General features: G+C 68.7%; 16 protein-coding genes. 9 read left to right on the top strand and 7 right to left on the bottom strand.

What is annotated here, in order from left to right; translation table 11 throughout:
- Positions 1-237: 237 nt before the first annotated feature.
- The 3 genes from RMO97_RS00005 to RMO97_RS00015 are packed head-to-tail and all read left to right on the top strand — an operon-like array spanning position 238 to position 3,545.
- On the top strand, positions 238-1,734 hold the full coding sequence (locus RMO97_RS00005; protein WP_310538516.1) for a carboxylesterase family protein: 1,497 nt from the start codon (positions 238-240) through the stop codon (positions 1,732-1,734).
- A complete protein-coding gene (locus RMO97_RS00010; protein WP_310538517.1) occupies positions 1,731-3,011 on the top strand; it encodes a sulfatase in 1,281 nt (426 codons plus the stop codon). Before RMO97_RS00005 ends, RMO97_RS00010 begins: the two co-directional genes overlap by 4 nt.
- 6 nt (positions 3,012-3,017) lie before the next feature.
- Entirely contained in the window at positions 3,018-3,545 is a 528-nt protein-coding gene (locus tag RMO97_RS00015; protein WP_310538518.1) for a hypothetical protein, read from the top strand.
- On the opposite strand, the gene otsA is transcribed toward RMO97_RS00015, so the two are convergent.
- Positions 3,542-4,939: an alpha,alpha-trehalose-phosphate synthase (UDP-forming) gene (gene otsA, locus RMO97_RS00020; protein WP_310538519.1), complete on the bottom strand. Its 1,398-nt coding sequence runs from the start codon at positions 4,937-4,939 to the stop codon at positions 3,542-3,544. The two genes, RMO97_RS00015 and otsA, sit on opposite strands and share 4 nt — an antisense overlap.
- Positions 4,936-5,688, bottom strand: coding sequence for a trehalose-phosphatase (gene otsB / locus RMO97_RS00025; protein WP_310538520.1), 753 nt, complete (start codon positions 5,686-5,688; stop codon positions 4,936-4,938). Before otsB ends, otsA begins: the two co-directional genes overlap by 4 nt.
- A gap of 152 nt (positions 5,689-5,840) precedes the next feature.
- Between otsB and zwf the strand changes: the two genes are divergently transcribed.
- Positions 5,841-7,304 (top strand): glucose-6-phosphate dehydrogenase, encoded by a 1,464-nt coding sequence (zwf, locus tag RMO97_RS00030; protein ID WP_310538521.1) that lies wholly within the window; start codon positions 5,841-5,843, stop codon positions 7,302-7,304.
- Positions 7,305-7,308: 4 nt separating this feature from the next.
- Here zwf and RMO97_RS00035 read toward each other — a convergent pair whose 3' ends face one another.
- Entirely contained in the window at positions 7,309-7,536 is a 228-nt protein-coding gene (locus RMO97_RS00035; protein ID WP_310538522.1) for a DUF5961 family protein, read from the bottom strand.
- Between the two features lie 44 nt (positions 7,537-7,580).
- Positions 7,581-9,368 (bottom strand): glycoside hydrolase family 15 protein, encoded by a 1,788-nt coding sequence (locus tag RMO97_RS00040; protein WP_310538523.1) that lies wholly within the window; start codon positions 9,366-9,368, stop codon positions 7,581-7,583.
- Between the two features lie 127 nt (positions 9,369-9,495).
- On the opposite strand from RMO97_RS00040, the gene pyk reads away from it, so the two are divergent.
- Positions 9,496-10,917, top strand: coding sequence for a pyruvate kinase (pyk, locus tag RMO97_RS00045; protein WP_310538524.1), 1,422 nt, complete (start codon positions 9,496-9,498; stop codon positions 10,915-10,917).
- Positions 10,918-10,947: 30 nt separating this feature from the next.
- Here the strand turns inward: pyk and RMO97_RS00050 are convergent, their stop codons facing one another.
- Positions 10,948-13,098 carry an amylo-alpha-1,6-glucosidase gene (locus RMO97_RS00050; RefSeq protein WP_310538525.1) on the bottom strand — a complete coding sequence of 717 codons (2,151 nt, stop codon included), beginning with the start codon at positions 13,096-13,098 and terminating at the stop codon, positions 10,948-10,950.
- A 10-nt stretch (positions 13,099-13,108) separates the two neighbouring features.
- Entirely contained in the window at positions 13,109-14,167 is a 1,059-nt protein-coding gene (locus RMO97_RS00055) for a glycosyltransferase family 4 protein (RefSeq protein ID WP_310538526.1), read from the bottom strand.
- Between the two features lie 147 nt (positions 14,168-14,314).
- On the opposite strand from RMO97_RS00055, the gene pgl reads away from it, so the two are divergent.
- From pgl to eda, 4 genes are read left to right on the top strand one after another with little or no spacing between them, the layout of a single operon-like run.
- The gene (gene pgl / locus RMO97_RS00060; protein WP_310538527.1) at positions 14,315-14,989 is read left to right on the top strand and encodes a 6-phosphogluconolactonase; all 675 of its coding nucleotides are present in this window, start codon (positions 14,315-14,317) and stop codon (positions 14,987-14,989) included.
- A gap of 20 nt (positions 14,990-15,009) precedes the next feature.
- Positions 15,010-16,824: a phosphogluconate dehydratase gene (gene edd, locus RMO97_RS00065; RefSeq protein WP_310538528.1), complete on the top strand. Its 1,815-nt coding sequence runs from the start codon at positions 15,010-15,012 to the stop codon at positions 16,822-16,824.
- A complete protein-coding gene (gene glk, locus RMO97_RS00070) occupies positions 16,821-17,795 on the top strand; it encodes a glucokinase (protein ID WP_310538529.1) in 975 nt (324 codons plus the stop codon). The genes edd and glk overlap by 4 nt, the downstream gene beginning before the upstream one ends.
- Positions 17,792-18,412: a bifunctional 4-hydroxy-2-oxoglutarate aldolase/2-dehydro-3-deoxy-phosphogluconate aldolase gene (eda, locus tag RMO97_RS00075; protein WP_310538530.1), complete on the top strand. Its 621-nt coding sequence runs from the start codon at positions 17,792-17,794 to the stop codon at positions 18,410-18,412. The genes glk and eda overlap by 4 nt, the downstream gene beginning before the upstream one ends.
- On the opposite strand, the gene RMO97_RS00080 is transcribed toward eda, so the two are convergent.
- Entirely contained in the window at positions 18,409-19,086 is a 678-nt protein-coding gene (locus RMO97_RS00080; RefSeq protein ID WP_310538531.1) for a GNAT family N-acetyltransferase, read from the bottom strand. The two genes, eda and RMO97_RS00080, sit on opposite strands and share 4 nt — an antisense overlap.
- Between the last annotated feature and the right edge of the window lie 147 nt (positions 19,087-19,233).

A 19,233-nucleotide genomic window follows, 5' to 3' on the forward strand; every position in this document is an offset into this window, starting at 1 on the left:
GATCGAGAGCGATGTGGTCCACCTGGTGGCCAAGAGCTTCACCGACCTCTCCCACCTCACCGCCCGCCTGCGCGACGAGGGGCCGGCGGCGGATTCCGGACGCAAGGCGGGGGGCCTGATCCACAGCCGCGATTTCCACTAGGTCGTGGTCTTGACCGCGCCCTGCGCCCGGCGAATGGTTCGGCCCGACATTTCAAGATGGCCGACCGCATTTCAGGCCGCCCGGGGACGAAACCCATGAAGCTCGCCGTGTTTTCCACGATCCTGGCGCTCGTCGCCGCCCCGGCCCTGGCGCAGTCGGCCAAGGTGACCGTGGAAGGCGGCGTCGTTGTCGGAACCGAAACCGCGACCGCGGCCATCTACCGGAACATCCCCTATGCCGCCCCGCCCGTCGGGCCCCTTCGCTGGGCGCCGCCCGCCAAGGTGGTTCCCTGGACCGGAGAGCGGGACGGGACCAAGGCCGGGGTTTCCTGCATGCAGACAATGCGCGCCGACGGCGCCCCCAATTCCGGCAGCGCCAACGGGCCGATGAGCGAGGACTGCCTGCAGCTCAACGTCTTCGCGCCCAAGGGGGCCAGGAAGGCGCCGGTGATGGTCTGGCTGCACGGCGGCTCCCACCGCTATGGCGCCGGCTGGATCTATGACGGCTCCAACTTCGCCCGCGACGGGGTGGTGCTGGTGGCCATCAACTACCGCCTGGGCCCGCTCGGCTACTTCGCCCACCCGGCCCTGACCCAGGCGGCCGGCTCCGGCCAGGCGGTCGGAAACTATGGCCTGATGGACCAGATCGGCGCCCTGGAATGGGTGAAGCGCAACATCAGGACCTTCGGCGGCGACCCCGCCAATGTCACCGTGTTCGGCGAGAGCGCCGGCGGCGGCAGCACGCTGGTCCTGCTGGCCACGCCGAAGTCCAAGGGCCTCTACAAGAAGGCGGTCGTGCAATCGGGCGGCGGCTGGGGCGCTCCCACGACCCTGGACGACAAGGAGGCCGAAGGGGTGAAGGCCGCCGCCGCCCTGGGTCTGTCGGCCCCCACCGCCGATCAGCTCCGCGCTGTTCCCGCCGCCGATCTCATCGCCAAGGCCGACGGCGATTTCGGGCCCTTCGTCGATGGCCGGCTGATGACCCAGACCCCGGCCCAGGCCTTCGCCGCGGGCCGCGCCAATGACGTGCCCCTGATCATCGGCTCCAATTCCGGCGAGGACTCGCTGATGAGCGAGTTCGGCCTAAGCGCGGCGGCTGTCGGCAAGGCCCTGCCGCCTGCTGCACGCGCCATCTATGCCGAGGAGTCCGCCCAGAGCGACGAGGCCCTGGGCCGCGCGGTCTTCACCGACCGGGCCTTCGGGGCGCCGGCGCGCTGGACGGCCGCCAAGGCCGCCAAGGGAAAGCCCGTCTGGCTCTACCACTTCTCCTATGTCGGCTCGCGTTTCCGCCCGATGGTGACCCGGGCCTTCCACGCCGCGGAGATCCAGTACGTCTTCGAGTACTGGGGCCGCCGGACCCCGATCAGCATGATCAAGCCCGACGACCAGGCCATGGCCACCCTGATGCACGGATGCTGGGTGGCGTTCGCCAAGACCGGCAAGCCAGACTGCGCCGGCTGGCCCGCCTATGATCCCGCGTCCGACCAGCTTATGGAGTTCGGCGCCCCGAGCGGTGTCCGCACCAACTTCCGCAAGTCTCGCCTGGACGCCCAGGAGGCCGCCGCCCTGCCGACCCTGGAGCTGGCGAAATGACCAGCCGCCAACCCAACTTCATCGTCATCCTGGCCGACGACCTCGGTTATGGCGACCTCGGCTGCGACGGCGGGACCATCATCCGCACACCGCACCTCGATCAGATGGCCGCCGAGGGGGTCAGGTTCACCGACTTCTACGCCTCGGCCAATGTCTGCACCCCGTCGCGGGCCGGCCTGCTCACCGGCCGCTACGCGATCCGCTCGGGGCTGGCCCACGAGGTGATCCAGCCCGCCGACACCACCGGCCTGCCGCTGAGCGAGATCACCATCGCCACGGCGCTCGGCGACGCCTACGCCACCGCCCTGATCGGCAAGTGGCACCTGGGCCATGTAGCGCCCCACTGGCCGCCGACGGTCCATGGTTTCGACCGCTTCTACGGCCTGCCCTACAGCCACGACATGAAGCCGCTGGCGCTCTATGCAGGGGAGGGGGCGACGGTCGAGGTCATCGAGCCCAAGCCCGACTTCGCCAAGCTGACCCAGACCTTCTTTGAACAGACGATCGCGTTTGCGGAGGAGAACCGTGATCGGCCCTTCTTCGCCCTGGTCACCCTGACCGCCCCGCACATCCCGCTGAAGCCCAATCCCGACGACCTCACCGGCTCCCCGGGCGGCGCCTATGGCGAGGTGGTGGAGGAGATAGACCTCAATGTCGGGCGCCTGCTGGCCAGGCTGAAAGAGCTCGGCCTCGACGAAGACACCCTGGTCATCTTCACCTCCGACAATGGTCCCTGGTTCGAGGGGTCTTCCGGCCCGTTCCGCGACCGCAAGGGTGGCTCGGCCTGGGACGGAGGGTTCCGCGTGCCCTTCATCGCCCGTCAGCCGGGAACCCTGCCGGCCGGGGTCGTCACCGACGCGCTCTCCAGCAACCTGGATATCCTGCCCACCCTGCTGGCCATGGCGGGGATCGCGTCCCCCGCCGACCGCGAACTGGACGGCGCAGACCTGAGCGCGGTGATGACCCAAGGCGCGGCCTCGCCAAACGGGCAGATCGTGCTGTTCGACAACACCCATGTCGCGGCCGTCCGCACTGCGCGCTGGAAGTATGTCGTGCGGTCCTACTACCGGACCCATGATGTGCCGCTGGACCGCTATCCCTTGCTGTTCGACATGGGGTCCGACCCCGGCGAGACCTACAGCGTGGCGTCCCTGCATCCGAAGGCGCTCGCCGACATGACCGCCAGGGTGGAGGCGGCGCGTGCGAAGTATGGTCCCATCGGCCAGGCCTTCCCGCCCCACGTCGCGCCCGCCAGCGCGGCCGACCATCCAGACTGAGGCCCGATGCTGAACCTCACCCTGATCCGCCTGCGTCTTCGACAGTATGGCCTGGTGTGGCTGGCGGCGTTCGCGCTGGTCCTGGCCTGCGCCCTCATCGCCTGGAAGCTGGCCAGGATCGACTACATCCGCGCGGCGGACATGCTGCTGACCGGGACTCTCCCGGTGCTGGGTCTGATCCTGGTGGGGTTCGTGATCCACGTGCTGTCGCGCAAGCAGACTCCGCTCACCAAGGCGGTGCTGATCATCTTCGCGCTAGGCCTCGCCTTGCCCCTGCTCTGGGCGCCGGTGCTTGGCGTGATCGCGGGCGCCTGGGTCGCGGACGTATCCATCGAGTATTCCAGCGCCTACGCCGCCTTCCGCATCACGGTCGGAAGGCTGCTCTACGTGGTGACCGAGCAGGTGTTCGGCAGCCCTCTGGTGGACGCCGCCTGGAAGACCATGCAGGCGTTCGCGGGCCTGGTGGGGTTCATCTCCGCCGCAGTCCACAGTTGGCGGGCGGTTGAGCGGGTCTCGGAAAAGCCTAGCGCCTAGCTCGCCAACGCCGTGTGGGTTTCCCGCACGCCGGACAAGGCCCCGACATAGGCGTCGCGCCAGGCGCTGACATCCTCGCGGGTGACGTTCTCGAACATCTGTTCCCAGCGCGCGATCCGTTCTGGCAGCGCCATGGCCAAGGCCCGCTTCAGGGCCTCGGCGATCTCTTCCGGGCTGTTGGGATTGACCATCAGCGCCTGCTTCAACTGGTCGGCGGCGCCGGCGAACCGCGACAGGATCAGCACGCCGGGGTCCTCGGGATTTTGCGCGGCCACGAACTCCTTGGCCACCAGGTTCATGCCGTCCCGCAGCGGCGTCACCAGCGCCACCCGGGCCGCGCGGTAGACCCCCGCCAGCTCGTCGCGGCGGTAGGTCTTGTTCACATATCGGACCGGGTTCCAGTCGATGTCGGCATACTCGCCGTTGATGCGGCCTGACAGAGAATCCAGGCGTGCCCGGATCTCCTGATAAGCCTCGACCCCTTCCCGGCTCACCGGGGCGATCTGCAGGAACAGCACCTCGCGGCGGATGTCGGGGTTGTCAGCCAGGAACTGCTCGAAGCCGGCGAACCGCTCCTCCAGCCCCTTGGAGTAGTCCAGCCTGTCGACGCCGATGATCAGGCTCCGGAACGCGGTGTGGGCCATCATGACATTGTAGGTGCGCCAGGCCCGTTCGCTCTTGGCCATCTCGGCGAACTCGGCGGCGTCGACCCCGATGGGGAAGGCGCCCACCTTCACCGTGCGGCCGAAGGCGCGCAGGTCCGATCCCACCATCACACCCCTGGCCTCGGAGAGCACATACTCCTCGAAGGCCTGGCGATAGTCAGCGGTCTGGAAGCCCACCAGGTCGTAGTCGAACAGGGACTGAACCAGTTTCTGGTGGCCGGGCAGGGTGACCATCAACTGGTGGGCGGGCCAGGGGATGTGCAGGAAAAAGCCGATCCGGTTCTTCACCCCCAGCTTCCGCAGCTCCCGAGCCAGCGGGATCAGGTGATAGTCGTGCACCCAGACCAGGTCGTCGGGCTCGATCAGCGGGGCCAGGGTCTCGGCGAAGCGCTGGTTCACCCGCTCGTAGCCCTCGCCATAGGACCGGTCATAGGCGGTCAGGTCCTGGCGATAGTGGAACAGGGGCCACAGGGTCTTGTTGGCGTAGCCGTTGTAATACTCGTTGAGGTCGGTTTCTTCGAGATCGAGGGTGGCCACCGTCACCCCGTCGCAGCGTTCCACGTTCAGTTCGCCGGTGAACGTGTCGATGGTCTTGCCGCTCCAGCCGAACCAGAGGCCGGAATACTCCCGCAGCGCCGCCGACAGGGCCATGGCCAGGCCCCCGACCGTCTCATCGCCCTTGCCGGTAGGCGGATTGACCCGATTGGAAACGACGATCAGCCGGCTCATCGCGCCGCCTCCAGCCAAGCCAGGGCGGCGTCCACGTCATCCAGGCGCAGGCGCGCGGCGGTGAGACGCGCCGGGCCAACCAACACGCCGAACCCGCCCAGCCGTCGCACGGCCGCGAAGCCGTCCTCGTCGGTGAGATCGTCCCCCAGGAAGATCGGCGTCGCGCCGCTGAAGGGCGCGCGGGTCAGGAAGGTCTCGACGCTATCGCCCTTGGTGGGTCCCGGCGTGCGCAATTCCATCACCATGTCGCCGGGTTGAACGGCGAGGCCCGTGAGGGCGGCGACGCGTTCGGCCTCGGCGCGGGCGGCCTCGCCATGCTCGGGGTCGCCGCGATAGTGCAGCGTCGCCGACAGCAGCTTGTCCTCCACCAGCATGCCCGGATGGTCGGCGGCGAACCGGCGCAAGGCGGCGACGGCCTGGGGAAGGGCGGGGTGTGGTGCGGCCTGGGTGACCGCGCCGTCGGCGCCGCGGAACACCAGACCGTGTACCGCGGCCACGGCCGGCACGCAGCCTTCCAGGATGCGGTCGATGTCGGCGAGGGTGCGGCCGCTGACCACCGCCAGGCGGCCCTCAAGCCTGCCCATCAATTTTTCCAGAATGTCTGTCCGGCGCGGATCGGGCGCCACATCCTGAGGCCGCGCGGCGATCGGAGCCAGGGTGCCGTCAAGATCGAGGAACAGCGCGGCGTTCCGCAGGACAAGGGGTGCGGGCGGCGCGTCAGGTCGGAAATCCAGCTCGGTCACACTCATGAATTACATAACCCCGGTCACGCGAGCAGAAACGCTCACGGTTACGGTTCAATCCTCTGTTGGCTAGAGAGAACGAATGAGCGGGCTTGACGTTGCGGGGGCGAACGCAGCTATGCGCGGTTTGCATCTGAAGGTTCGCGAAAGGTGACGCGATGGCGCAATTCCCCACGGCCGATGTGATCGTGCTGTTCGGCGGCACGGGCGACCTCGCCCAGAGGATGCTCTTCGCGTCGCTCTACTTCCTCGACGCCGACGGATTTCTCGCCGACGACTTCCGCGTCATCGCTACGGCTCGGGCCGATATGACCACCCAGGCCTTCGCCGATCAGGTGCATGACGCGGTGAAGATCCGCGCCGGCGCCGTGGACGCCAAGGTCTGGAAGCGGTTCGCCGCCCGGCTGGACTATGTCGGCGGCGACGCCACCAAGCCGGCCGGCGTGGCCGCGCTGAAAAAGGCGCTGGGGTCCGCCAAGACGCCGATCTTCTTCCTGGCCCTCTCCCCCAGCCTGTTCGCCCCGGTGTGTGCGGCCCTGGGAGCCGCGGGGCTCGGGGGGCCGAACTCCCGGATCGTGCTCGAAAAGCCCATTGGGCGGGACCTGCAGAGCTCAATCGTCATCAACGACGCGGTGGGTGCGGTCTTCCCGGAACAGAGCGTGTTCCGCATCGACCACTATCTGGGCAAGGAGACGGTGCAGAACCTGATCGCCCTGCGCTTCGCCAACACCCTGTTCGAGCCCCTGTGGAACAACCTCACCATCGACCACGTGCAGATCACCGTGGCGGAGACCGAAGGGGTCGGCGACCGCTGGCCCTATTACGACGAGTACGGCGCCCTGCGCGACATGGTGCAGAACCACATGCTCCAGCTCCTCTGCCTGGTGGCCATGGAGCCGCCCTCCGACATGGCGCCGGAGTCCCTGCGCAACGAGAAGGTCAAGGTGCTGAGATCCCTGCGGCCGTTCACCCGGGCCGATGTGCAGTCGATCAGCGTGCGCGGCCAGTACACGCCGGGCGTGGTGGGGGGCTCCTCCGCGGCCGGCTACGAGGCCGAACGCGGCCAAGCCAGCAACACCGAGACCTTCGTCGCCCTGCGGGCCGATATCGACAACTGGCGCTGGGCGGGCGTGCCCTTCTTCCTGCGAACCGGCAAGCGCCTGCCCGAGCGCCGCACCCAGATCGCCATCCAATTCAAACCCGTGCCCCACTCGATCTTCGGCGACCACGCCAAGGCCGACCTGGTGGCCAACCGCCTGGTGATCGACCTTCAGCCCGACGAGGACATCGAGCTGACCCTGATGAACCAGGCGCCGGGCCTGACCCAGGGGGGCATGCGGCTGCAGTCCCTGCCGCTGTCCCTTTCGCTGCTGCGCGCCTATTCGGGCCCCAACGCGCGCCGGCGTATCGCCTATGAGCGGCTGCTGCTGGACGTCATGCACGGCAACGGCACGCTGTTTGTGCGCCGCGACGAGGTGGAGCAGGCCTGGACCTGGATCGACGGCATCGAGGCCGCCTGGGCCGACAGCGGCATGGCGCCCAAGCCCTACGCCGCCGGCAGCTGGGGTCCGGCCGGCGCCTTCGCCCTCATCGAGCGGTCCGAGCGCGCTTGGTACGACTAGGTCTCTAGCCGCAGGCCTCGGCTTCGCCAGACCCTAGGTCGATGCGGAAGCAATGGCGCTCGCCGGTCTCGGTGTCGGTGACCACCACCTCGACGTCACCGTCCTCGTCGGGCTGGGGGTGCCAGCGGTCGACGAACTCCAAGGCGGCGGTCTCGAAGTCGGGGCCCATCACGTCATAGGCGCGCTGCTGGCCCTCCGTTACGGCGCGGGCGGAGAAATGGCGGTGGTTCATGGGGCGCTCCTGTGAGGACGAAACGCCCCCACCCCAAAAAGGATTCACCGGACACTGGTCCAGGGGCGGCTGAGCATGTTGGCGCAGTTGATCAGCCCCACCAGGGAGTAGGTCTGCGGATAGTTGCCCCAAAGTTCGGCCCCATCCAGGGTGATGTCCTCCGACAGCAGGCCCGCCGCCGTGCGCCGGCCGAGCATCTCCTCGAACAGCTGGCGCGCCTCCTCGGTGCGGCCCGACATGTGCAGCACCTCGATCAGCCAGAAGGTGCAGATGTTGAAGGCGGTCTTGGGCTCGCCGAAGTCGTCTGGAACGGCGTAGCGCAGCATGTAGGGGCCGCGCCGCAGGCCGTCCTCCACCGCCTTGATGGTGGCGGCCATGCGCGGGTCCTCGGGCGACACGAAGCGCAGGTCCACCAGCTGCAACAGCGAGGCGTCCAGCTCATCGCCGCCGAAGGTGGCGGCGAAGCGGCCCAGCGTCTCGTTGTAGGCGCCCGCCTCGATGGTCTCGCGCACCTTGGCCGCGCGGCCGTTCCAGAAGTCGGCGCGCTCCATCAGGCCCAGCTGCCGGGCCGCATTGCCCAGCCGGTCGCAGGCCGCCCAGCACATCACCGCCGAATAGGTGTGGACGTTCTCCCGGCCGCGGAACTCCCAGAGCGAGGCGTCGGGCTGGTCGTGCAGTTCGAAGGCCCGGTCGCCCACCGGCTCCAGGGCGCGGAAGTCTTCCACGGTCGCCGGCCGGAACAGGCGCTGGTCGAAGAAGGCCTGGACGGTGGACAACACGATCTGGCCGTACACATCGTGCTGCAGATGCTCGTGCGCCTGGTTGCCCACTCGCACGGGCCCCATGCCGCGATAGCCGGGTAGGTGGTCGGCGAACCGCTCCACCAGGGAGGGTTCCAGACCCACCCCGTAGAGCGGCTGCACGTGGCCCCCCTTCGCCGAGTCGATGACGTTGCGCAGATAGACCAGGTAGTTTTCCAGCAGGTCCGCCGCGCCCAGCCTGTTCAAGGCCTGGACCACATAATAGGCGTCCCGCAGCCAGCAGTAGCGATAGTCCCAGTTGCGCTCGCTGCCCTCGTGCTCGGGGATCGAGGTGGTCAGGGCCGCGACGATGGCCCCGGTCTCCTCATGGGCGCAGAGCTTCAGGGTGATGGCGGCCCGGATCACCGCCTCCTGCCACTCCAGGGGCACCGACAGGGTCCTCACCCAGGCGCGCCAATAGTGGGTGGTCTCGGTCAACATCCGCTCGGTGGTGGCGGCCACGTCGGCGTCGAACCCCTCGTCGGGGCCGAGGAACATGGAGAACGGCTCCTCCAGCCGGAACAGCCGCTCTTCGCGGATGTGCGACACCGACGCCTCGGTGGTCAGCCGCAGGGTCATTTCGCCGCCCACATAGCGCAGGTGGTTGGAGCCCGTGGTGATCGTGGCCGGCGCCTCGCCCCAGTTCACCATCGCCCGCATGCGCACACGGATGCGGGGCGTGCCGCTGATCGGACGGATCTTCCGCACGAAGGCCATGGGCCGGTAGACCCGCCCGAACTGCCGGTAGCGCGGGGCGAAGTCGATGATCTCCACCACCGCGCCGGACTTGTCGGTGATCTCGGTGATCAGGATCGGGGTGTTGCGGACATAGTGCTGGCGGACGCTGGCCATGTCGTCGACTTCGATCGACCAGAAGCCCTGCTCCTCTGACTTCTCCCCCGACAGCAGGGCGCAGAAGGTCGGATCGCCGTCCACACGTGGCGTGCAGGCCCAGACGAATCGCCCGGAACGGTCGATAAGGGCGCTGGCCGCACAGTTGCCGATGGGAAAGAGGTCGAGAGTCTGGGTCATGTGCTCCGAATCCTCGACCTGTGTGTTTGGTTCATGACGCACGTGCGGCAGATGCGCCCTGACCGCAGGGTGGTCTTTTGATAAGCATCGAACCGTTCGACGCAACGCGATTTGGCAGGGAGACCAGATGATCCGCGCTAGACGCGCCCGCATTGTGGCGACCCTGGGTCCCGCTAGCCGAGAGGTGGCGCAGATCCGCGCCCTGGCCGAGGCCGGCGCCGACGTGTTCCGTGTGAATTTCAGCCACGGCGGCCACAAGGACCACGCCCGCACCATCGCCAATGTCCGCGCCGTGGAGGCCCTGGTGGGCCGTCCCCTGGCCGTGCTGGCCGATCTGCAGGGGCCGAAGCTCAGGCTGGGTGAGTTCGCTGACGGCCGGGTGCGGCTGAAGGTGGGACAGGATTTCCGCCTGGACCGCAAGACCACCGAAGGCGACGCCTCCCGCGTCTGTGTCCCCCATGCCGAGATCTTCGCGGCTCTGAAGCCCGGCGCCGACATCCTGCTGGACGACGGCAAGGTGCGGCTGAAGGTGGGCAAGTGCGGCCCTGATTTCGCCGACACCGTCGTTGTGGCGGGCGAGGCGCTCTCCGACCACAAGGGCCTGAACCTGCCGGGCCTGGCCATCCCGATCCCGGCCCTGACCCCCAAGGACCTGGAGGACCTCAACTTCGCGCTCTCTCAGGGCGTCGACTGGGTGGCCCTCTCCTTCGTGCAGCGCGCCTCAGACATGGCCGAGTTGCGGCAGATTGTGCAGGGCCGGGCCGGCGTCCTGGCCAAGATCGAGAAGCCCGCCGCCCTGGAGGCCCTCGACGAGATCCTGGACCTCTGCGAGGCGGTCATGGTGGCGCGCGGGGACCTGGGCGTCGAGCTGAACCCCGAGGACGTGCCGGTGGTGCAGAAATCCCTGATCCGCGCAGCGCGGACCCGGGGCATCCCGGTGATCGTCGCCACCCAGATGCTGGAGAGCATGATCTCGGCCCCCACCCCCACCCGCGCCGAGGCCTCCGATGTGGCCGGCGCGGTCTATGAGGGCGCCGATGCTGTCATGCTGTCGGCTGAGACCGCGGCCGGCCAGTATCCGGTGGAGGCGGTGACCATCATGGACCGCATCATCACCCGGGTGGAGCGCGACCCGCGCTGGCCCGAGTTGATGCGCGCCGAATATCCGGTGGAGGACGCAGACGCCGACGCCCTGGTGGCCGCCGCCCGTCGCGCCGCCGAGGCCGCCTCCACCGCCTGCCTGGTGGCCTTCACCACCACCGGCCAGACGGCCCTGCGCCTGTCACGGGAACGGCCGCTTCAGCCGACCCTGGCCCTGACCACGCGCCTGACCACCGCGCGCCGGCTGGCCCTGGCCTGGGGCGTGGAATCCCGGGTCGTCGACGATATCTCCGATCCCGAGGACCTGGCCCGGGTGGCGGTCGCCGTTGTCACAGAGATGGGCCTGGCGCCCCCCGGCCATCGGGTCCTGATCCTGGCCGGCCTGCCTATGGGCTCCCCCGGCGCGGCCAATATCCTGCGGCTGGCCCATACGCCGATGAAGCGGTGAAAATTCGTTCAAGGTTGAACGAATTTCGTTTCAGGAGATTTTGACCGGCGCCGAGCTGTGGCCGCGGGCCTGGACGACGATCTTGCCGCCGACCCGCTCGAACAGCAGGTCCACCTTCTCATCCCCCACCCGCAGACCGTCCACCGCCAGGACATCGATGCCGATGGGCAGGCGCGGATCGGTGATCTCGACGCCCCCACCCGCGCCGTTCACCCATATCCCCAGGCAGGCCTGCAGCATCATGAACACCGACCCCGCCGCCCAGGCCTGCGGCAGGCAGGCCACCGGATAGTTCACAGGCGGCTCGCCGGCATTGCGACCGAAGCCGCAGAATAGCTCAGGCAACCGCATCTCGAAGCTGGCGGCGGTCTCGAACAGGCCCGAGGTCAGGTTCACCACGCCATCCCGCTCGCCATAGCGCGACAGGCCCATGGCGCAGACCGCAGTGTCGTGCGGCCAGACCGACCCATTGTGATAGCTCATCGGATTGTAGCGGGACTCGCCCGTCGCCAGGGTCCGCAGGCCCCAGCCCGAATTGAACCGCGCCGACAGCAGCTGCTCGGTGACCTTCTTCGCGCGCTCCGGTGACGGCAGGCCGCAGAACAGCAGGTGGCCCGGATTGGAGGTCCGAGTGCGGCAGAGCGCGCCGTCGCCGTCGATGGCGATGCCGTAGAACTGCTGGTCCTCCATCCAGAACCGGTTCTCCACTGTCTCGCGGATGTGTTCGGCCTTCTCGCTCCATCGCTTCTGGCTGGCGAGATCCTCCCGCTGCCCGGCGAAGTGGGCCATGGCCTTGTAGGCGGCGAAGGCGTAGCCCTGCACCTCCACCAGCGCGATCGGCCCGTCGGGGAACCGACCGTCGGCGTGAAACACGCTGTCCTGGCTGTCCTTCCAGCCTTGGTTGGCCAGGCCGCTTTCCTGGCCGCGAGCGTAGTCGATCAGCCCGTCGCCATTGGTGTCGCCAAAGTGTTCCATCCAGGCCGTCGCGGCCTTGAGCGCGGGCCACAGGTCTTCGATCAGCGCCATGTCGCCGGTCCGCTCGGCATAGGCGCCGGCCAGGGCGACAAACAGCGGCGTGGTGTCGACCCCGCCGTAGTAACGGCCGAAGGGCACCTCCCCCAGGGCCGGCATCTCGCCTTTGCGGGTCTCGTGCATGATCTTGCCGGGCGCGGAGTCGCGGAACGCTGAAACCTCCTCGGCCTGGTGGGCGGCGAGGTAGGTCAAGACCCCCTTGGCCAGGGAGGGCTCGAACCAAAGAATCTGCCAGGCGGTGATGATGGCGTCACGGCCAAAGGCGGTGGAGAACCAGGGGATGCCAGCATAGGGATAGGGCCCGGTCTCCATGCGGGTGGTGAGCAGGGCAAGGTCGGCCCGAGATTTCTCCAGCCACTCGTTGAACAGGCGCCCCGAACTGCGCAGCCGCGCGCCATGGCGACGTCTTGCCCGCATGTCCCAGCGCGCGCGGGCCGCGCCGTCGCGGAACCGCTCGCGGTTGGGGGGGAGGCCCTCGACGGCCCCGATCTCAAGATAGAGCTCCAGCTTTCCCTCGGGCGCCAGGGAGTACATGAAGTCGGCCCGGCTTGAGGTCAGCCGTCCTGGCGGATCGGAGAAGGCGATGACGCTGGTTCGCTCCACCTGATCCAGGCCCACATAGGTGAACCGCACCCGGCGCCCGTCGATGGCCGGCGGCAGCGTGTAGCCGCGCTGGGCGCGCTTCATGCCGCGCACCTCGAACATGTCGTGAAAGTCGGCGCCGAACTCGATGGAGAGCGGCAAAAGCACCACGTCGCGGCTGTAGTTGGTGCAGGTGATCCGTTCGTAAAGCCGCTCCTCCCACAGGAAGCGCTTGCGCTCCAGGTGCAGCACGCCCGGCGGTCCCATAGGCCCGCCCGGATAGGGGAGGGCCTGGTTGGCGCCATTGAAGGTGAAGAACACATTGTCCTGCGCGATGGCAGCCGACAGCAGCGACGGAGGCTTGTCGCCAAGCAGGACGCGGAACCGCGACAGGATGCGCGTATCGTTGTGGAACAGGCCGTCCCCGGCCCCCAGGATGTCGCCATAGGAGTCGGCCACCACGAAGGTGTCCTTGTCCTTCAGGGCATGCAGGCGGTGAGGCGTGCGCGGCTCGACCGACTCGCCCTGCTCGACCGGGGCCTCAGGCGCCGGCGCCAGATCGTCCATATGCTCTGCCTCAGGCGTTTGCAGCGAAGGCGAGGCTGACGGGTGCGCCCAGCCCGGCGTAGAGGTCAAGATACCGCCGCGCCATGGCGGTGGCCGAGTACTTCAGCTCGAACTGCTGGCGCACCTTTCGGCGGTCCAGGGTGACGACCCGCCGCGTCGCCTCGACGGCTTCCTCGTCGTCGTGGACGATGAAGCCGGTGACCCCGTTCTCGATCACCTCGGGCACAGAGCCGCAGGCATAGGCCACCACCGGCGTGCCGCAGGCCATGGCCTCGATCATCACCAGGCCGAAGGGCTCGGGCCAGTCGATGGGGAAGAGCAGGGCGTCGGCTCCGCCCAGGAAGGCGGACTTCTGGTCATCGCCGATCTCGCCGATGAACTGGATCAGCGGATCGCCGAGAATCAAGGGTTCGATCTTGTCCTGGAAGTAGCGCTGGTCGGCGGCGTCCACCTTGGCGGCGATCTTCAGCGTCTTGCCCAGCCGCTTGGCGATGGCGATGGCGCGGTCGGGTCGTTTCTCCGGCGAAATCCGTCCCAGGAAGGCGAGGTAGCCCTCCGACTGTTCGTGGAACTCGTAGGTGTCGGTGGTCATGCCGTGGTGGACGGTGCCCGCCCAGCTGGCCGAGGCCAGGGGACGGCGTTGGTCATCACTGATGGAGACCAGAGGATACTGCGGCCAGCGATCATAGACCCCCTGCAGGTCTTTCAGGTCCAGCCGCCCGTGCAGGGTGGTGACGGTCTTGCCGGCCATGTCCTCGAAAAACGGGAAGTGGATCATGTCGGTGTGGAAGTGGATGACGTCGAACTCATCGGCCCGCCGGCGCACCTCCGACAGCATCGACATATGGGCGGCCAGGTCGCTCTTGAGTTGGGCCGGATCCAGGCGGATCGCCTGATCGCGCACCGTGACGAGCCTGGCCTTGGTCCTTGCATCGGCGCTGGCGAACAGAGTCACGTCGTGGCCCAGTTCCACGAGCGCATCGGTGAGGTGGGACACTACCCGCTCGGTGCCGCCGTAGAACCGCGGCGGCACAGCTTCATACAGAGGCGGAACCTGGGCGATCCTCATGGCGGCAATCCCTGGACTGTGGCGAGTCTCATCGCTCGGCGGCGCGACCGCGACCGCGAAGGCATAGCTCCCGAGATCGCGCGAAAGTTCCGGGACGGAACGCAGATTTACTGATCCGTCCGGGCCGCGCCGCGTTATGGGCGGGAGATGATTGAATCCTTCGCAGACGAGGCCGCCCTGGCCGCCGCCGCGGCCGCCGCGACGGCCGACGTCCTGAGGGCGGGCCTGGCCCTCCGCGGCCACGCCACCCTGATCGGCACCGGCGGCCGGTCCCCGGCGCCGGTCTATGACGCCCTGCGGGAGGTCGACCTCGATTGGGGCCGGGTCACGGTCAGCCTTTCCGATGACCGGTTCCTGCCGATGACGTCGCCAGACTCCAATGAGCGCCTGGTCCGCGAGCGCCTGCTGCAGGGGAAAGCCGCCGCCGCGACCTTCCTGCCCCTCTACGCCAATACCCCCAGCCCCGAGGCGGCGGCCGACATCGCCGAACCCCAGCTTCGCGCCCTGGCCCCCTTCGACATGCTGTTCCTGGGGATGGGCGAGGATGGCCACGTCGCCTCGCTGATTCCCGGCAGTCCGGTGATGGAAGCCGGTCTGGACCCGGCCGGTGGGCGCTTCGTCATCGGCGTTCCGGCCGGCGTCGGATCGCCGCCGGTGGCCCGGATCAGCCTCACCTTGCCGGCCTTGCTGGCGGCCCGCTCGGCCCTGCTGCTGATCCGAGGCGCCGTGAAGCGCGAGATCGTCGAGCACGGCTCGGGACTGCCCGTGCACGCCTTCCTCAAACAGTCTAAAGCGCCCGTGCGCGTCCTCTGGGCGCCGTGAGTTCTCAGGAGCACTCCCCCATGCATCCGGTCACCGCCGCCGTCACCGCGCGCATCATCGAGCGCAGCCGCGAGGCCCGCGCCGACTACCTGGCGCGAATGGAGGCTGCGCGCCACGCCGGCCCCGGCCGCGCCAAGCTGTCCTGCGCCAACTGGGCCCATGCCTTCGCCGCCTCCCCAGAGGGCGACAAGCAGCGGATGCGCAACCCCAGTGCGCCGAACCTCGCCATCGTCTCGGCCTATAACGACATGCTCTCGGCCCACCAGCCGCTGGAGCGCTTCCCCGAGATCATCAAGGCCTCGGCGGAGACGGTGGGCGCCACGGCCCAGTTCGCCGGTGGGGTGCCCGCCATGTGCGACGGGGTCACCCAGGGACGTCCGGGCATGGAACTGTCGCTGTTCAGCCGCGACGTCATCGCCATGTCCACCGCCGTGGCCCTCACCCACGACGCCTTCGACGCGGCCCTGATGCTGGGGGTCTGCGACAAGATCGTGCCCGGCCTGACCATCGGCGCCCTGGCTTTCGGCCACCTGCCGGTGATCTTTGTCCCCGGCGGACCCATGACCACAGGGGCCTCAAACGCCGACAAGGCCCGGGTCCGTGGCCTCTACGCCGAGGGCAAGGCCACCCGCGACGAGCTGCTGGACATGGAGATGAGATCCTATCACGGGCCCGGCACCTGCACCTTCTACGGCACCGCCAACTCCAACCAGATGATGATGGAGATGATGGGCCTGCACCTGCCGGGCGCAGCCTTCGTCACCCCCAACACGCCCCTGCGCGATGCGCTCACCGCCCAGGCCCCCCTGCGCGCCATCGAGATCGCCGACGGGACCAAAGCCTATGCGCCGATGTCGGCGGTGGTGGACGAGAAGTCCATCGTCAACGCCATCGTCGGCCTCCTGGCCACCGGCGGCTCCACCAACCACACCCTGCACATCGTCGCCATGGCGAGGGCCGCCGGGATCATCGTCGACTGGACCGATTTCGACGAGCTGTCGCGGGTCACCCCGCTGATGGCGCGGGTCTATCCCAATGGCAGCGAGGACGTGAACGCCTTCCACGCCGCCGGCGGCATGGCCTATGTGGTCCGCGAGCTACTGGACGCGGGGTTGGCTCACGAGGACGTGGTCACCGTCGCCGGCGAGGGCCTGCGCCGCTATCATCAGGAGCCCTTCCTGCAGGACGGCAAGCTGGTCTGGCGCGAAGGTCCCACGACGTCCCTCAACCTCGACATCCTGCGGCCGGCCAATGACCCGTTCCAGCCCGAGGGCGGCATGCGCCTGCTGGCCGGCGGGCTTGGCCGCGCGGTCATCAAGACCTCGGCGGTGAAGGACGAGCACCTGATCATCGAGGCCCCGGCTATCGTCTTCGACGATCAGGACGACCTGCTGGAGGCCCACAAGAACGGCGAACTGAACCGCGACTTCGTCGCCGTGGTCCGCTTCCAGGGGCCTCAGGCCAACGGCATGCCCGAGCTGCACAGCCTGACCCCGGTGCTCGGTGTCCTGCTGGACAAGGGGTTCAAGGTGGCCCTGGTCACCGACGGACGCATGTCCGGCGCCTCGGGCAAGGTGCCCGCCGCCATCCACGTCTCCCCGGAGGCAGGGCTCGGCGGCCCCCTGGCCTATGTGCGCACCGGGGACAGGGTTCGCCTCGACGCCCATGCGGGCGTGCTTGAAGTCCTGGTCGATCCTGCCGAGCTCATCGCTCGGCCTCGGGCCCCCAAGCCCGCCGCCGGCTTCGGCTATGGTCGAGAGCTCTTTGGCGCCATGCGCCGCGCCGCTGGACCTGCCGAGGCTGGCGCCTGCACCCTGTTCGGGGACATCGCGTGAAGACCAATTACACAGGCCTCGTCGGCGACGTCGGCGGCACGAACGCGCGTCTCGCCCTGGTGGACGACGCCGGTCACATACGCCATCCCAAGACCTACCCCGCCGCCGACTTCGGTTCCCTGGGCGAGGTGATCGGCCAGTATCTGGAAACCACGGTCGGCCGCCGCTGCCCGTCGCGCGCGGTCCTTGCGGTGGCCGGGCCGGTGGTGGACGGCGAGATCGAGTTCACAAACCTCGCCTGGCGGATTTCCGAGGGCGAGCTGGTGGGGACCTTCGCCTTCGAGGCGGCCCGGCTGATCAACGACTTCGCCGCTCAGGCCATGGCCGCCCCGGCGCTGAGCGCCGACGATCTCAAGCCTCTGGGGCCTGTGATGAAGGGCGCCGAGGGGGAGCCTAGCGTGGTCCTGGGGGCCGGGACCGGGTTCGGGGTGGCGGGGCTCGCCCGCTCGGGACGGGGCGACGTGCCCATCGCCACCGAAGGCGGCCACGCCGCCTTCGCCCCCTATGACGAATTGGAAGCCCAGGTGCTGGAGCGCCTGCGCAAGATTCATGGGCGGGTCTCCATCGAGCGGGTCCTGTCCGGCCGCGGCATGTTCCAGCTCTACAAGGCGCTGGGCGATATCCGTGGCGTCGAGACTGGCCTGGGGGACGAAAAGGCGGTGTTCGCCGCCGGCCAGGCCGGTGACCCGCTCTGCTCTGAGACCCTCGACCGCTTCTGCGGCATCCTCGGCTCAGTGGCCGGCGACCTGGCCCTGACCTTCGGCGCACGCGCCGGGATCTATGTGTCGGGCGGCATCGCGCCGCGCATGGTTGACCGGCTGAACAGCGGTGAGTTCCGCCGCCGGTTCGAAGACAAGGGCCGGCTTTCCGACTATACCCGCGAGATTCCCACCTCGCTGATCGTCCATCCCTATGCGGCCCTGGTGGGCTCGGCCCGGGCGCTGAAACAGTTGGAAGGAAACCGGCTTTGACCCTGCAGGACATCCTCAAGCTCGCCCCAGTCGTCCCGGTGCTGATCATCGAGGAAGAGGCCCATGCCATTCCCCTGGCCAAGGCCCTGGTGGCGGGGGGGCTCTACGCCCTGGAGGTCACCTTGCGCACTCCGGCCGCCCTGGAGTCCATCCGCCGCATCGCCGGCGAGGTCGAAGGCGCGGTGGTGGGCGCCGGCACCATCACAACCGCCTCGGCCCGCCAGTCGGTGGCCGACGCCGGGGCCAAGTTCGGCGTCAGCCCCGGCCTGATCGAGGGCGAGGGCTTTGACGGCCCCGTGCCCCTGCTGCCAGGGATCGCCACCGCCACCGAACTCATGTGGGGCCTGCGCGCCGGCTACACCCACTTCAAGTTGTTCCCCGCCAACATCGTCGGCGGCGTGGGCGCGCTCAAGGCGTTCGCCAGCCCCTTCCCCCAGGCCACCTTCTGCCCCACCGGCGGCGTCAGCCTGGAGAACGCCAACGACTACCTGGCCCAGCCCAACGTCATCTGCGTCGGCGGCTCTTGGGTCGCGCCGATGGACGCCGTGCGCGAGGGCGACTGGGGCCGGATCACCGAGCTGGCCCGCGCGGCGTCGCAGTTGGGCAAGGCCGCCTAGGCTTTCGCCAGGACAGTCGCCGTCACCTCGCGGCGGATGGCGAACCCCAGCGACTCATAGAGGCGGATCGCGCCCAGATTGCTGGCGTAGGAGTGCAGGAACGGGGTCTCGCCGCGCGCTGTGATTCGCCCGGCCACCACCTGCATCAGCCGCCCGGCGTAACCGCGCCCGCGATGGTCAGGATGGGTGCAAACGCCGCTGACCTCGGTGAAGCCCTCGGGGCGCATCCGCTCGCCGGCCATGGCCACCAGGCGCCCGTCCTGCTTGATCCCGACGAAGGCGCCCAGCCGGTGGGTGGCCTCCAAGAACGGCCCTGGCTCGGTGAGGGTGGCTAGGGCCAGCATCTGCGCCGCATCGGCCTCGGTCAGGTCCTCATAGGCGAAGGCGGGCTCACCCGGCTTGGGGGATTCCGCCACCATCTGGGCGCAGACTGCCGCCTTCACCGCCACCACACCCGGCGGCGGGATGAAGGGCTCGGCCTCCACCACCCACAGGGTCCCGTCGGCCGGAATGAGCTCGGCCAGGGCCGCGAGGTTCTCACGTGACCCGTCCGCCGCCGCCCCGAACACGTTGTAGCGCGGCTGGAAACGCAGCGCCCCGCCGTCGCCCAGAGCCAGGTCCCTCTGGCGAGTGCTCAGCGTGCTCCAAACCGGCCGGTCCAGCGGGTGGACCATGCCTTTAGCGGCCGGTGAAGACGCCGACCCGGCGTTCGGACACCGCCTTTACGCCCTCGGCATAGTCGTCGGTGGCGCGCAGGAGGGTCTGCTGCTCGTGCTCATGGAAGGTCTGGGCGCGGACGGAGGCGGCGAGATCGGCGCGCA

Source organism: Phenylobacterium sp. (genome assembly GCF_031425575.1).
Taxonomy (GTDB): domain Bacteria; phylum Pseudomonadota; class Alphaproteobacteria; order Caulobacterales; family Caulobacteraceae; genus Phenylobacterium.